We start from the raw sequence: 14,570 nt of genomic DNA, 5'->3' as shown, positions 1-14,570 counted from the left end.
TCAGGGCCGGCCGGGTCACGAGTCGGAGCCTTCCAGGGCCATCCGGACCAGGCCGGCGACGTCGAGTTCGCGGATCTGCGCCTCGGGCGCGGGAGACGCGGCCGAGGCGGCGGGCGCCACGGCCACCGGGCCGGCGCTCGTGCGGGCCAGCTGGAGCAGCTGGTCGAGCAGGCCCGCCCGACGCAGCTCGTCCAGTGGGATCGCGGCGAGGGCCCGGCGGACCGACTCCTCGTCGCCGCCGTCACCGGCGTCCCCGCCCCCGTCTGCGAAGAGCTCCTCGTACAGGTGGTCGGCCAGGCCGGCCGGGGTCGGGTAGTCGAAGACGACCGTGGTGGGCAGGTCGTGCCCGGTCGCCGCGGTGAGCAGGTTGCGCAGCTCCACCGCGGTGAGCGAGTCGAAGCCGAGGTCCAGGAAGCCCCGGTCGGTCTCGATCACGTCGCCCGAGGAGTGGCCGAGCACCTTCGCCGCGTCGACCCGCACCATCTCCAGCAGCGCGGCCCGCCGCTCGTCGCCGGGCAGCGCCCGCAACCCGGCGAGTAGGTCCCGGGCGACGGGCGCGACCGCGTCCGGCGTCTCGGCGGGCGCGACGGCCAACGCGCGTACGGCCGGCAGGTCGGCCAGGAGCGGGCTGGGCCGCAGCACGGTGAACAGCGGCTGGAAGACGGCCCAGTCGACGTCGGCGACGGTGACGCAGGTGTCGCCGGCCGCCAGGGCGTGCCGCAGCCCGGCCATCGCCACGCCCGGGGGCATCACCCGCAGGCCGCGGCGGCGCAACTGCTCCGGCGCGCCCTCGGTGTACATGCCCGACTCGGTCCACGGCCCCCAGGCGACGGAGGTGGCCGTCAGGCCCCGGCCGCGCCGCCGCTCGGCGAGCGCGTCCAGGTAGGCGTTGCCGGCCGCGTACGCGCCCTGCCCGCCGCTGCCCCACACCGCCGAGATGGACGAGAAGAGCACGAACGCGTCCAGCTCGACACCGTCGAGCAGCTCGTCGAGGTGTTCGGCGCCGGACAGCTTCGGGGCGATGACGTACGCCAGGTCCTCCAGGGTGGTGTCGGCCAGCGGCACCACCTCGCTGACCCCCGCGGCGTGCACCACCGCGCGCAGCGGCGGCCCCTCCCGCCGCAGGTCGGCCAGGAGCTCGGCCACCGCCGTCCGGTCGGCGGCGTCGCACCGGGCGACCCGGCAGTCCACCCCGAGGCCGGTCAGCTCGGCGAGGAGCTCGGTCGCGCCCGGGGTGTCGGTGCCACGTCGGCTGGTCAGCACCACCCGCTCCGCGCCGGCGCCGGCCACCCAGCGGGCTACGTGCCCGCCGAGCGCGCCGGTGCCGCCGGTGATCAGCACGGTGCCCCGGGGCTGCCACGGCTCGGGCTCCCCGGCGGTGACGGCCGGGGCGAGCCGCCGGACCAGCACGCCGGACTCGCGGACGGCGAGCTGGTCCTCGGCGCCGCCGCCGGTGAGGATGCCGCCCAGCCGCATCGCCGTCCAGGGCTCGAGGTCGGTGGGGAGGTCGACCAGTCCGGCCCAGCGGGCGGGCTGCTCCAGGGCGGCCACCCGGCCCAGCCCCCACAGCATCGCCTGCCGGGGGTTGGCCGGGACGTCGTCCTCGCCGATCCCGACGGCGCCCTGGGTGACGCACCAGAGCCGGGCAGAGGCGTCGAGGTCGGTCAGCTGCTGGAGCAGGTGCACGGTCGCGGCGAGGCCGCGGGGCAGCGCCGGGTGCTCGGCGTGCGGGGCGTCGTCCAGGCCGAGGAAGGAGAGGATCGACAGTGGCCCGTCGGCCGCACCGAGTGCCTCGGTGAGGACGTCGGCGAGCTGTCCGCACAGCTCGTCGGGGTCGGCGGCGGTGTCGACGGGCACGGTGGTCACGTCGGTGCCGAGGGCCCAGGTGCAGGAGTTCAGGTCCGGGTCGTCCGCCCGGTCGGCGGGCAGCAGCACCAGCCAGCGGCCGGGGTCCTGCCCCTCCGGGATCTCCGCGATGGGCTCCCAGACGGCCCGGTACCGGCTGCCGTCCACGAGGGACCGTTCCCGGCCACGCCGCCGCCACGCGGACAGGGCCGGCAGCACGGTCCCGAACGGCTGGTCCCGGTGCACGTCCAGGTCGCGGGCCAACGACTCGAGGTCCTCGGCCTCGACCGCCGCCCAGAAGCGGCGCTCGACCTCGGTGCGGTCGTCCTCGGCCGCCAGGGCGGCCCAGGGCGGCGGCTCCGGCCAGTAGCGCCGCCGGTCGAACGTGTAGGTGGGCAGCTCGACCCGCTGGGCGCCGGTGCCCTCGTAGAGGGTGGACCAGTCCGGGGACACTCCGTGGGAGTGCAGCGCGGCGACCGCCCGCAGCAGGGTGTTCGGCTCGGAACGATCCCGGCGCAGGGCGGGCACGAACAGGGGGGCCCGGCCGCCGGCCGGGGCGCCCTCGGCCAGGACGGCCTGGGCGAGGGCGGTGAGCACCCCGTCCGGGCCGATCTCGACGTAGCCGGTGACGTTGCGTTCCCGCAGCGCCGCGACGGCGTCGGCGAAGCGCACGGCGTCGCGGGCGTGCCGCACCCAGTACTCCGGCGTGCCGATCTCCGTCGCGTCGACCGGACCACCGGTGACGGTGGAGACCATCGGGACGGTCGGGGCCTGGTACCGCAGCCGCCCGGCGACGGCGGCGAGGTCGTCGAGCACCGGATCCATCAGCGGGCTGTGGAAGGCGTGGCTGACGGTCAGCCGCCGGATCCGGACGCCCCGGGCGGTCCACTCGGCGGCCAGTTCCTCGACGGCGTCGCCGGCCCCGGACACCACGACGGCGGTGGGACCGTTGACGGCGGCGATCGAGACCCGGTCGGCGCGGTCGCCGAGCGAGGCGGTCACGTCGGCCTCGGTGGCGGCGATGGCGAGCATCGCCCCGCCGGCCGGCAGCGCCTGCATCAGCCGGCCGCGGGCGGCGACCAGCTCGGCGGCGTCGGCCAGGGACAACACCCCGGCGGCGTGGGCGGCGGCGAACTCGCCGATGGAGTGCCCGGCGACCGCGTCGGGGCGGACACCCCATGCCTCGAGCAGCCGGAACAACGCCACCTCGACGGCGAAGAGCGCCGGCTGGGTGAACTCGGTGCGGTCCAGCGACTCGGCGTCCGGGGTGTCGGACTCGGCGAAGAGCAGCGGCTTCAGCGGGCGGGGCAGGTGCGGGTCGAGGGCGGCGCAGACCTCGTCCAGCGCGGCGGCGAAGACCGGGAACGCCTCGGCCAGCTCGCGCCCCATGCCGGCCCGCTGGGCCCCCTGCCCGGAGAACAGGTACGCCACCTTCGGCCTGGGCGCGGCCACGCCGGTGACCACCAGCGGCGAGTCCTCGCCGGAGCCGAGGGCGCGCAGCCCGGCGCCCAGGGCGACCCGGTCGGTGGCGAGAACGACGGCCCGGTGCTCCAGGGTGGCCCGGGAGACCGCCGACGACCAGCCGACGTCGACCGTCCGCGGAGCCTCCAGCCCGGTGAGCTGGTCGGCCCAACGGCCCGCCTGGGCGGCCAGGGCGATCTCGGTGCGCCCCGACAGCAGGACCGGCACCATCGGCAGCCGGGCGGGGTCCCCCGGGGGCTGCTCCCCGACGGGCGGCTCCGGGGCCTGCTCCAGGATGGTGTGCGCGTTGGTGCCGCTGATTCCGAACGAGGAGACGGCAGCCCGGCGCGGGTGCCCGGTGACCGGCCACGGTCGGCCCTCGCCCAGCAGTTCGACCGCGCCGACGCTCCAGTCCACCTGGTCGGTCGGCTCGTCGACGTGCAGGGTCTGCGGCAGGTAGCCGTGCCGCAGGGCCAGCACCATCTTGATGATCCCGGCCACCCCGGCGGCGGCCTGGGTGTGCCCGATGTTGGACTTGATCGAGCCGAGCCAGAGCGGCTGGTCGGCCGGCCGCTCCCGGCCGTACGTGGCGAGCAGGGCCTGCGCCTCGATCGGGTCGCCGAGCCTGGTGCCGGTGCCGTGCGCCTCGACGGCGTCGACGTCCGCCGGGGTGAGGCCGGCGTTGGCGAGCGCCTGCCGGATCACCCGCTGCTGCGACGGCCCGTTCGGCGCGGTGAGGCCGTTGGACGCGCCGTCCTGGTTGACGGCGCTGCCCCGGATCACCGCGAGCACGGGGTGGCCGTTGCGGCGGGCGTCGGACAGCCGCTCGACCAGGAGCAGGCCGAGGCCCTCGCCCCAGCTGGTGCCGTCGGCGGCGGAGGCGAACGCCTTGACCCGGCTGTCCGGGGCGAGCCCCCGCTGCCGGCTGAAGCCGACGAACACCCCGGGGGTGGACATGACGGTGACGCCGCCGACGAGGGCGAGGGAGCACTCCGCCCGGCGCAGCGCCTGGCAGGCCCAGTGCAGCGCGACCAGCGACGACGAGCAGGCGGTGTCCACCGACACGGCGGGCCCCTCGAGTCCGAGGGTGTACGACACCCGACCGGAGAGCACGCTGCCGGCGTTGCCGGTCATCAGGTGCCCCTCGGCGCCCTCGGCGCTGAACATCAGGTTCCGGTAGTCCTGGTAGTTGGTGCCGACGAAGACCCCGGTGGGGCTGCCGCGCAGCGCCTGCGGGTCGATCCCGGCCCGCTCGATCGCCTCCCAGGAGGCCTCCAGCAGGAGCCGCTGCTGCGGGTCCATGGCCAGGGCCTCGCGGGGGCTGATGCCGAAGAACCCGGCGTCGAACTCGGCGGCACCGGTGACGAAGCCGCCCTCGCGGGCGTAGCTGGTGCCCTCCTTCTCCGGGTCGGAGTCGAAGAGCCGGTCGAGGTCCCAGCCCCGGTCGGTGGGGAACTCGCCGATCGCGTCGCCGCCGCCGGCCAGGAGCTGCCACAGCTGCTCCGGGGTGTCCGCCCCGCCGGGGAGGCGGCAGCTCATCGCCACGATGGCGATCGGCTCGTCGTCCTCGGCCGTGGTGGCCGGCGCGGGGGTGGCCACGTCCGGCGCGGCACCGGTGAGCAGTTCGTCGAGGTGCGCGGCGAGCACCGTCGGGTTCGGGTAGTCGAAGGCGAGCGTCGCGGGCAACCGCAGGTCGGTGGCGGCGGCGAGGAAGTTGCGCATGTCCACGGCGGTCAGCGAGTCCAGGCCGAGGTCGCGGAAGGGCAGGGTGGCCGGGATGTCATCGGCTCCGCCGTAGCCGAGCGCGGTCGCCGCGCACTGGCGCACCAGCTCCAGCAGCGTCGCGGCACGCTCCGCCGGGGCGAGCCCGGCGAGCCGCCGGGCCAGCGCCGACGGTACGTCCGTCTCCGCCTCGGCGGTCTCCTGCGTGACCTGCCGGGTCGCCTCGCCCACCTCGGCGAGGTCGCCGATCAGCGGGCTGGGCCGGACCAGGGTGAACGCGGGGGCGAACCGGGCCCAGTCGATGTCGGCGATCAGGGTCGTGGTCTCGCCGCGCCGCAGCGCCCGGGCGAGGGCCTCGACGGCCAGGTCGGGGTCCATGCCGACCATGCCGCCCCGGCGCAGCCGCTGCTGGGCGCGTTCGTTGTCGGCGGGCAGGCCGGCCCCGCTCCACGCGCCCCAGGCCACCGACAGGGCGGGCCGGCCCTCGGCCCGGCGCCGCTCGGCGAGGGCGTCGAGGAACGCGTTTGCCGCCCCGTACGCGCCCTGCCCGGCGTTGCCGGTGGTGCCGGCGACGGAGGAGAACAGCACGAAGGCGTCGAGGTCGAGGTCCCGGGTCAGCTCGTCGAGATGGGCGGCGGCGGCGCACTTGGGCGCGGCGACGGTGTGCAGGCGCTGCGCGGTGGCGGTGTCGACGATCCCGTCGTCGAGGACGGCGGCGGTGTGCAGCACGGCGGTCACCGGGGCGTCCCCGGGGACGGTGGTCAGCAGGTCGGCCACCTGTGCCCGGTCGCTGACGTCGCAGCGGGCCACGGTGACCCGTACGCCCAGGTCGGTCAGTTCCGCCTCCAGCTCGGCGGCACCCGGGGCGTCCGGGCCGCGGCGGCTGGCGAGCAGGACGTGCGCGGCGCCGGAGCGGGCCGCCCACCGGGCCAGGTGCCCGCCCAGCCCGCCCGTGCCGCCCGTGATCAGCACGGTGCCGCGCATCCGCCAGGTGTCGTCCGCGCTCTCGGAGTTCGTGGCCGGCTCGGGCTCGGTGATCCGGGCGAGGCGGCGGACGAAGACCCCGGAGTCGCGGACGGCGAGCTGGTCCTCGCGGCCGCCGTCGCCGAGCTGGTCCGTACCGTCGCCGTCGCCGAACTGGTCGGCGTCGCCGCTGTCGCCGAGCGCCGCGCAGAGCAGGGCGCCGGTCTGCGCGTCGAGGGTGTCCGGCAGGTCGAGCAGGCCGCCCCAGCGGCCGGGGTGTTCGAGGGCGACGGCGCGGCCGAGCCCCCACACGGAGGCGGCGACCGGGTGCGGCGGCTGGTCGTCGGCGGAGACCGCGACGGCCCTCCGGGTCACGCACCACAGTGGTGCCTCGACGCCGAGCGACCCGAGCGCCTGCACCAGCAGGGCGGTGCCCGACACGGCCAGCGAGGTCGCCGGATGCTCCGGGTGTGCCCGCTCGTCCAGGCCCAGCAGCGAGAGCACGGCGACGGGCCCCTCCGGGCCGGTGAGCGCGGCGCGCAGCCGGTCGGCCAGCGCCGCCGGGTCGTCGGTGGCGTCCAGCCGCACGGGCACGACGTCGGCGCCGAAGTTGCCGAGGGCCGCCAGCACGTCGGTGACCAGGGGGTCTTCGCCCAGCGCCGCGGGTACCGGGACGAGCCAGGTGCCGGCGAGCCAGGTCAGCGGCAGGTCGGGTACGGCCTGCCAGGTGACCCGGTAGCGCCACCGGTCGATGTCCGGCTCACCGTCGGGCGCGGCCGGGAAGACCGGCGGCGCGGGCCAGTACCGGTGGTGGTCGAAGGCGTAGGTGGGCAGGTCGACGATGGCCGCGGTGGGGATGACGTTGGTCAGGTCGACGGGCAGGCCGATGGCGTGCGCGGTGGCGAGGTTGGTCAGCAGCCGGGTCGGGTCGTCGTCGTCGCGCCGCAGGCTGCCCAGCGTGTGGCCGGTGACCCCGGTGTCGTCGAGGATGGCCGTCACCGGCATCGTCAGCACGGGGTGGGGGCTGATCTCGACGAACGTGGTGTGGCCGGCGGCGACCGCCACCCGCACGGCCGGGTCGAAGAGCACCGTCTGGCGCAGGTTGTCGTACCAGTGGTCCGCGCCCATGGCGAGCGGGTCGGCCCAGTCGCCGGTGAGGGTGGAGACGAGGCGGGTGTGACCGGGCTGCGGGGTGATGTCGGCCAGGTCGGCGCGGAGTTGCTCGGCGACCTCCTGCACCGCCGGTGAGTGCGACGCGTAGTCGACGGGAATCAACCGGGCCCGGATGCCCTCGGCCTGGCACGCCTCGACGAGGTCGGCGACGTGCTGCGGCGGGCCGGACACCACGACGGTGGCCGGGCCGTTGACCGCCGCCACCCCGACGCCCGGGAACGCCGGCAGCCGCTCGGCGACGGCGTCGGCGGACAGGTCGACCGACGCCATCGTCCCCGTGCCCCGCAGCACGGTCAGCGCCCGCGACCGCAACGCCACCGCCCTCGCCGCATCCTCCAACGAAAGGATCCCCGCCACACACGCGGCACCGATCTCACCCTGCGAATGACCGATCACCACCGCCGGGTTCACCCCCGCGTGCTGCCACACCGCCGCCAGGGCGATGCCCACAGCCCACAGCACCGGCTGCACGACCTCCACCCGCGCCAACCACGACTCATCCTCGCCGGTCAACACCGACACCAGATCCACATCCAGGTACGGCGCGAGAGCCCGCTGACACTCCGCCAACTTCGCGTCGAACACCGGCGTACGCCCCACCAGACCGGCCGCCATCCGCGCCGACTGGGCGCCCTGCCCCGGGAACACGAACACCGGACCCGCGCCGGGGCCCGACGCCACACCGGTGAACACGTTCCCGGCCGGCAGACCCGCCGCGACCGCGTCCAGCCCGGCCAGCAGCTCGCCGACGGTCGACCCGGCCACGGCGGCCCGGTGGTCGAACGTCGACCGGGTGGCCGCCAGGGACCAGCCCACCGCGGCCGGGTCCAGGCCCTCCCGTTCCCGCACGTACGACGCGAGCCGGGCGGCCTGCCCGGCGAGGGCGGCCTTCGACCGGGCCGACACCGGCCAGACGAGCGCGTCGGCGGCGACCAGGCCGGGGGCGGAGCCGGACGGGCGGTCCTCGGCCACCTCGTCCGGCTGCTCGATGATCACGTGGGCGTTGGTGCCGGAGATGCCGAAGGAGGAGACGGCGGCCCGCCGGACCCGGCCCGTCTCGGGCCACGGCCGCGCCTCGACGGCCAGTTCCACCGCGCCGGCCGTCCAGTCGATGTGCGGGGACGGCGCGTCCACGTGCAGCGTCGCGGGCACGACCCCGTGCCGCATGGCGAGCACGACCTTGATCACCCCGGCCACCCCTGCGGCGGCCTGGGCGTGGCCGATGTTCGACTTCACCGAGCCGAGCAGCAGCGGCGGGGCCTCTCCACGGTCCTGCCCGTACGTGGCGATGAGCGCCTGCGCCTCGATCGGGTCGCCCAGTTTGGTGCCGGTGCCGTGTGCCTCCAGCACGTCGACGTCGGCCGTGGACAGCCGGGCCGAGGCGAGCGCCTGGCTGATCACCCGCTGCTGTGCCGGCCCGTTCGGCGCGGTCAGTCCGTTCGACGCGCCGTCCTGGTTGACGGCGGAGCCGCGGACCACCGCGAGGACGCGGTGACCGTTGCGGCGGGCGTCCGACAACCGCTCGACCAGCAGCCAGCCGACGCCCTCGGAGAACCCCGCGCCGTCGGCGGCGGCGGCGAACGACCTGCACCGCCCGTCCGTGGAGAGGGCGCGCTGCCGGCTGGATCCGATGTAGAGACCCGGGGTGGCCATCACGGTCACCCCGCCGGCCAGGGCCAGGTCGCACTCCCCCGCCCGCAGCGCCTGCACCGCGAGGTGCAGCGCCACCAGCGACGAGGAGCAGGCCGTGTCGATGGAGACGGCGGGCCCCTCCAGCCCGAGGGTGTACGACACCCGGCCCGACGCGACGGCCGCCGCGCCCCCGGTCATCGAGTGCCCCTCGTCGCCGTCCGGCGACATCATCAGCAGGGTGCCGTAGTCCTGCCCGTTGGTGCCGACGAACACCCCGGTGCGGCTGCCGCGCAGCGAGGCCGGGTCGATCCCGGCGGCCTCGATCGCCTCCCAGGACGTCTCCAGCAGCAACCGCTGCTGGGGGTCCATGGTCAGCGCCTCGCGGGGCGAGATGCCGAAGAAGGCGGAGTCGAACTCCCCGGCCCCGTCGACGAACCCGCCCTCCCGGGCGTACGAGGTGCCCGGGTGGTCGGGGTCGGGGTGGTAGAGCCGCTCCAGGTCCCAGCCCCGGTCGTCGGGGAAGGGGGCGACGGCGTCCCGGCCGTCCCGCAACAGCTCCCACAGGTCGTCGGGGTTGCGCACCCCGCCGGGCAACCGGCAGCTCATCGACACGATCGCCACCGGCTCCAGTTCCTGGGACTGTGCCTCACAGAGCCGGCGGCGGGTGTCGTGGAGATCAGCCATGACCCGCTTGAGGTAATCGCGGAGCTTGTCTTCATTGGCCATCGGAGTGCCGCTTCCTCGCAAGGGACGGGGAGAGAACTGGAGCCGGGGGGTCAGGAGATGCCGAGGTCCTTGTCCACCATCGCGAACAGCTCGTCGTCGGTGGCGTCGTCGAGATGCCGGCCGATGGCGGCGCCACCGCCGTCCTGGCCGAGCCGGGAGAGCATCGCCTGGAGACGTACGGTGGCCCGCACCCGGGCCGCCTCGTCCCGCGCCACCACGTCGAGGCTGTCGGCGATCCGGTCGAGATCGTCGAGGAGAGCGGTCGGGGTGACCACGTCGTCGTGGGCGACCTCGGCGAAGAGGTACTCCGCCAGGGTCGTCGGGGTCGGGTAGTCGAAGACCAGGGTGACCGGGAGGGCCACGCCGGTGGCCGAGCCGAGCCGGTTGCGCAGCTCGACGGCGGTGACGGAGTCGAAGCCCAGCTCCCGGAACGCCCGGTGCTCGTCCACCGACTCGGCGGACGGGTAGTTGAGCACGGCGGCGACCTGGCTGCGGACCAGGCCGAGCAGCACGGCCTGCCGTTCGGCGGCGGGCAGCCCGGCGAGCCGCTCCTGCACCGAGTCCGGACCGTCGCCGGCCTCCACGCTGGCCACCTTCTCGGCGGTGGAGAGCCGGCGCACGTCCGGCAGGTCGCTGATCAGCGGGCCCGGTCGGGTGGCCGTGAAGGCGACGGAGAAGCGTTCCCAGGCGATGTCGGCGATGGTGAGGAACGCCTCGCCGTGGTCCACGGCCTGGTGCAGCGCGGCGATGGCCGCGTCGGGGGTCATCTCGGGTACGCCGTGCCGGTGCAGCAGCTCGCCGAGCGGCCCGTCGGCCATGCCGCCGCCGGCCCACGCGCCCCAGGCGATGGAGGTGGCGGTCAGGCCGAGCCCGCGCCGGTGCTGGGCGAGCGCGTCGAGGAACGCGTTGCTCGGGGCGTAGTTGCCGACGCCGGAGCTGGCCACGCTGCCGGCGAAGGACGAGAACATGACGAACGCGGACAGGTCGAGGTCGAGGGTCAGCTCGTGCAGGTTGTACGCGACGTCGACCTTGGCCTGGAGCACCCGCTCGATCTGTTCCAGCCGGATGTCGTTGATCATGGCGTCGTCCAGCACGGCGGAGGCGTGCACGACCGTGGTGAGCGGGTACTCGGCGGGGATCGCGTCGATCAGGCCGGCCAGCGCGTCCCGGTCGGCGGCGTCGCACTGGACGACGGTGGCCTGGGCGCCCAGCTCGGTGAGGTCGTCGACGAGCTGCCGCGCGCCCGGCGCGGCCATGCCCCGCCGGCTGACGACGACGATGTTCTCCACCCCGCTGCGGGCCAGCCAGCGGGCGGCGTGCCCACCGAGCGCGCCGGTGCCGCCGGTGACCAGGGCCGTGCCGTACGGCTGCCACGGGTTCGCGGGCTGGCTCTCGCCGAGCGGGACCCGGGTGAGCCGGCGGGCGAGCAGGCCGCCGGGGCGTACCGCGATCTGGTCCTCCTCCCCGGCGGTGGTGAGGGCCGCGACCAGCAGGTCGGCGCAGCGCTCGTCGACGGCCTCGGGCAGGTCCACGAGACCGCCCCAGCGCTGCGGGTGCTCCAGCGCGGCGACCCGGCCGAAGCCCCAGACCAGCGACTGCACCGGGGAGCGCAGCAGGTCGGCCCGGCCGACGGACGCGGCGCCCGAGGTGACGCTCCACATCGGGGCGCGCAGGCCGATGTCGCCGAGGGCCTGGAAGAGCGCGACGGTGGCGGCGAAGCCGCCGGGCACGGACGGGTGCAGCGGGTGGACCAGCTCGTCGAAGGCGAGCAGCGAGACCACGCCGGTCACCTCGACGGCCCGGTCGTCCCCGCCCGGCGCGGCGACGAGCGCCTCCCGCAGCAGCTTGCCGAGCAGGTCACGGTCGACGTCGGGGGTCGAGACGGGAACGGCGACGATCGTCGCGCCGGCCGCGGCGATCGCCGAGACGCAGGCGTCCTGCCACGGTTCGATGATGTCCCCGGTCGGCATGACGACGACCCAGGTGCCGGTCATGCCCCGGTTGGCGACGCCGGTCAGGGGCTTCCAGGTGTCCTGGTAGCGCCAGCTGTCGATGTCGGACTGCCGGCGCCGCTGCCGGCGCCAGGAGGTGAGCACCGGCAGGGCCGGGAGCAGCGCGTCGAGGACCTGGTCCGCCGGGGTGTCCTCGGTGGCGATGGTCTCGGCGAGGGCGGTGACGTCCCCGCGTTCCACGGCGGCCCAGAAGCTCGCGTCGCTCGGGTCGGCCGCCCCCTGGAGCAGGCTCTCCAGGTCGGGGCCGCCGCTGCCGTCCAGCCAGAACCGCTGGTGGTCGAACGCGTACGTGGGCAGCGACGCCAGCTCGGTCTCGGCGAGGACGTTCGCCAGGTCGACCGGCAGGCCGATGGCGTGCGCGGTGGCCAGGTTCGTCAGCAGCCGGGTCGGGTCGTCGTCGCCGCGGCGCAGGCTGCCGAGGGTGTGGCCGGTGACGCCGGCCTCGTCGAGGATCGCCGCCACCGGCATCGTCAGCACGGGGTGGGGGCTGATCTCCACGAACGTGGTGTGCCCGGCGGCGACCGCCACCCGGACGGCGGCGTCGAACCGCACGGTCCGGCGCAGGTTGTCGTACCAGTAGTCCGCGGTCATCGAGGCCGGGTCGACCCAGTCGCCGGTGAGGGTGGAGACGAGGCGGGTGTGACCGGCCTGCGGGGTGACGTCGGCCAGGTCCGAGCGGAGCTGCTCGGCCACCTGCTCGACGGCCGCCGAGTGGGAGGCGTAGTCCACCGGGATGAGCCGGGCCCGGATCCCGTCGGCCTGACACGCCTCCACCAGGTCGGCGACAGGCTGCGGCGGGCCGGACACCACGACGGTGGACGGGCCGTTGACGGCCGCCACCCCGACGCCGGGGAAGCCCGGCAGGCGTTCGGCGACCGCGTCGGCGGAGAGGTCCACCGACGCCATCGTGCCGGTGCCGCGCAGCACGGCCAGGGCGCGCGACCGCAGGGCCACGGTCTTCGCGGCGTCGTCCAGGCTCAGGATGCCCGCCACGCACGCCGCGCCGATCTCGCCCTGCGAGTGGCCGACGACCGCGTCCGGTACGACGCCCGCCGCCCGCCACACGGCCGCGAGGGCGATGCCGACGGCCCACAGGACCGGCTGCACGACCTCCACCCGGTCCAGCCACGACTCGTCGTCGCCGGTCAGCACCGACACCAGGTCCACGTCCAGGTACGGGGCCAGGGCCCGCTGGCACTCGGCCAGCTTCGCGTCGAACACCGGCGTACGACCCACCAGGCCGGCGGCCATCCGCGCCGACTGGGCGCCCTGGCCGGGGAACACGAAGACGGGGCCGCCACCGGAGCCGGTGACCGTGCCGGTGACGAGGTTGCCGGCCGGGTCGCCGGCGGCCAGGGCGTCCAGCCCGGCGAGCAGTTCCTCGGCGCTGACGCCGACCACGGCGGCGCGGTGGTCGAACGTCGACCGGGTGGTGGCGAGGGACCAGCCGACGGCCGCCGGGGCGAGGTCGCCGTGCGCGCGCACGCGCTGCGCGAGCCGGGCGGCCTGGCCGGCGAGAGCGGCCTTCGACCGGGCCGACACCGGCCAGAGCGTCACGTCCGAGGCGGTCAGGCCGGACCGCGCGGGCTCGACGGCGGCGGCCTCGACGGTCTGCTCACCGTCGACGGCCTCCGGGTCGGCGACGCGCGGCCGGTACTCCTCCAGGATCACGTGGGCGTTGGTGCCGCTCACGCCGAACGAGGAGACGCCGCCGCGGCGGGGCCGACCCAGCTCCGGCCACGGCTTGGACTCGGTGAGCAGGGACACCGCGCCGGCCGTCCAGTCCACGTGCCCGGACGGCTCGTCGACGTGCAGGGTCTCCGGCATGACGCCGTTGCGCAGCGCCATCACCATCTTGACCAGCCCGGCGACGCCGGCGGCGCTCTGGGTGTGGCCGATGTTCGACTTCACCGAGCCGAGCCACAGCGGCCGGTCGGCCGGCCGGTCCTGCCCGTACGTGGCGATGAGCGCCTGCGCCTCGATCGGGTCGCCGAGGGTGGTGCCGGTGCCGTGCGCCTCGACCATGTCGACGTCGGCGGTGCCGAGCCGGGCGTTCGCGAGGGCCTGCCGGATGACCCGCTGCTGGGAGGGTCCGTTCGGGGCGGTCAGCCCGTTGGACGCGCCGTCCTGGTTGAGGGCGCTGCCCCGGATCACGGCGAGGACCGGGTGGCCGTTGCGCTCGGCGTCGGCGAGCCGCTCCACGACGAGTACGCCGCCGCCCTCGCCCCAGCCGGTGCCGTCCGCGCCGTTCGCGAACGCCTTGCACCGGCCGTCGACGGACATGCCGCGCTGCCGGGAGAAGACGACGAAGACGCCCGGGGTGGCCATCACGGTGACGCCGCCGGCGATGGCGAGGTCGCACTCACCGCGGCGCAGCGCGTTCACGGCGAGGTGCAGGGCCACCAGCGAGGAGGAGCAGGCGGTGTCCACGGTGACGGCCGGGCCGTTGAGGCCGAGGGTGAACGAGATCCGGCCGGACGCGACACTGGTGGTGTTGCCGGTGCCGAGGTACATGTCGACGCCCTCGGGCACGTACGGCAGGCCGATGCCGTAGTTGGAGGTGCTCAGCCCGACGAAGACGCCGGTGGAGCTGCCGCGCAGCGACAGCGGGTCGATCCCGGCCCGCTCGACGGCCTCCCAGGACGTCTCCAGCAGCAGCCGCTGCTGCGGGTCCATGGCGAGGGCCTCCCGCGGCGAGATGCCGAACAGGGTCGGGTCGAAGTCACCGGCGCCGTCGAGGAAGCCGCCGACCCGGGTGTAGCTCTTGCCCGGCTTGTTCGGGTCGGGGTCGTAGAGCGCCTCCAGGTCCCAGCCCCGGTCGTCGGGGAACTCGGTGAGGGCGTCCCGGCCGTCGGCGACCAACTCCCACAGGGCTTCCGGCGACCGGACGCCACCGGGGAAGCGGCAGCTCATCGAGACGATGGCCAGGGGCTCCTGGTCGCGCGCCTCGACGGTCTGCAGCTTGCGCTTGGTGTCGTGCAGGTCGGCGGTCACCCGCTTGAGGAAGTAGCGCAGCTTGTCATCGCTCATCGGGTG

The 14,570-nt window shown here is 75.6% G+C and carries 2 protein-coding genes; both read right to left on the bottom strand.

All coding sequences use genetic code 11. The features are described from left to right. Positions 1-15: 15 nt before the first annotated feature. Positions 16-9,522 carry a type I polyketide synthase gene (locus tag AB0D32_RS21935; RefSeq protein ID WP_357093049.1) on the bottom strand — a complete coding sequence of 3,169 codons (9,507 nt, stop codon included), beginning with the start codon at positions 9,520-9,522 and terminating at the stop codon, positions 16-18. A gap of 50 nt (positions 9,523-9,572) precedes the next feature. Beyond that, on the bottom strand, positions 9,573-14,564 hold the full coding sequence (locus AB0D32_RS21930) for a type I polyketide synthase (protein ID WP_357093046.1): 4,992 nt from the start codon (positions 14,562-14,564) through the stop codon (positions 9,573-9,575). Positions 14,565-14,570 lie beyond the last annotated feature (6 nt).

This window comes from Micromonospora sp. NPDC048170, assembly GCF_040652795.1.
Classification (GTDB): Bacteria; Actinomycetota; Actinomycetes; order Mycobacteriales; family Micromonosporaceae; genus Micromonospora.
This window is presented reverse-complemented; position numbering and strand designations above follow the sequence as displayed.

Coding starts and splice junctions, on each gene's coding strand:
- AB0D32_RS21935 (WP_357093049.1), bottom strand. CDS start 9,522: ATGGCCAATGAAGACAAGCTCCGCGATTACCTCAAGCGGGTCATGGCT.
- AB0D32_RS21930 (WP_357093046.1), bottom strand. CDS start 14,564: ATGAGCGATGACAAGCTGCGCTACTTCCTCAAGCGGGTGACCGCCGAC.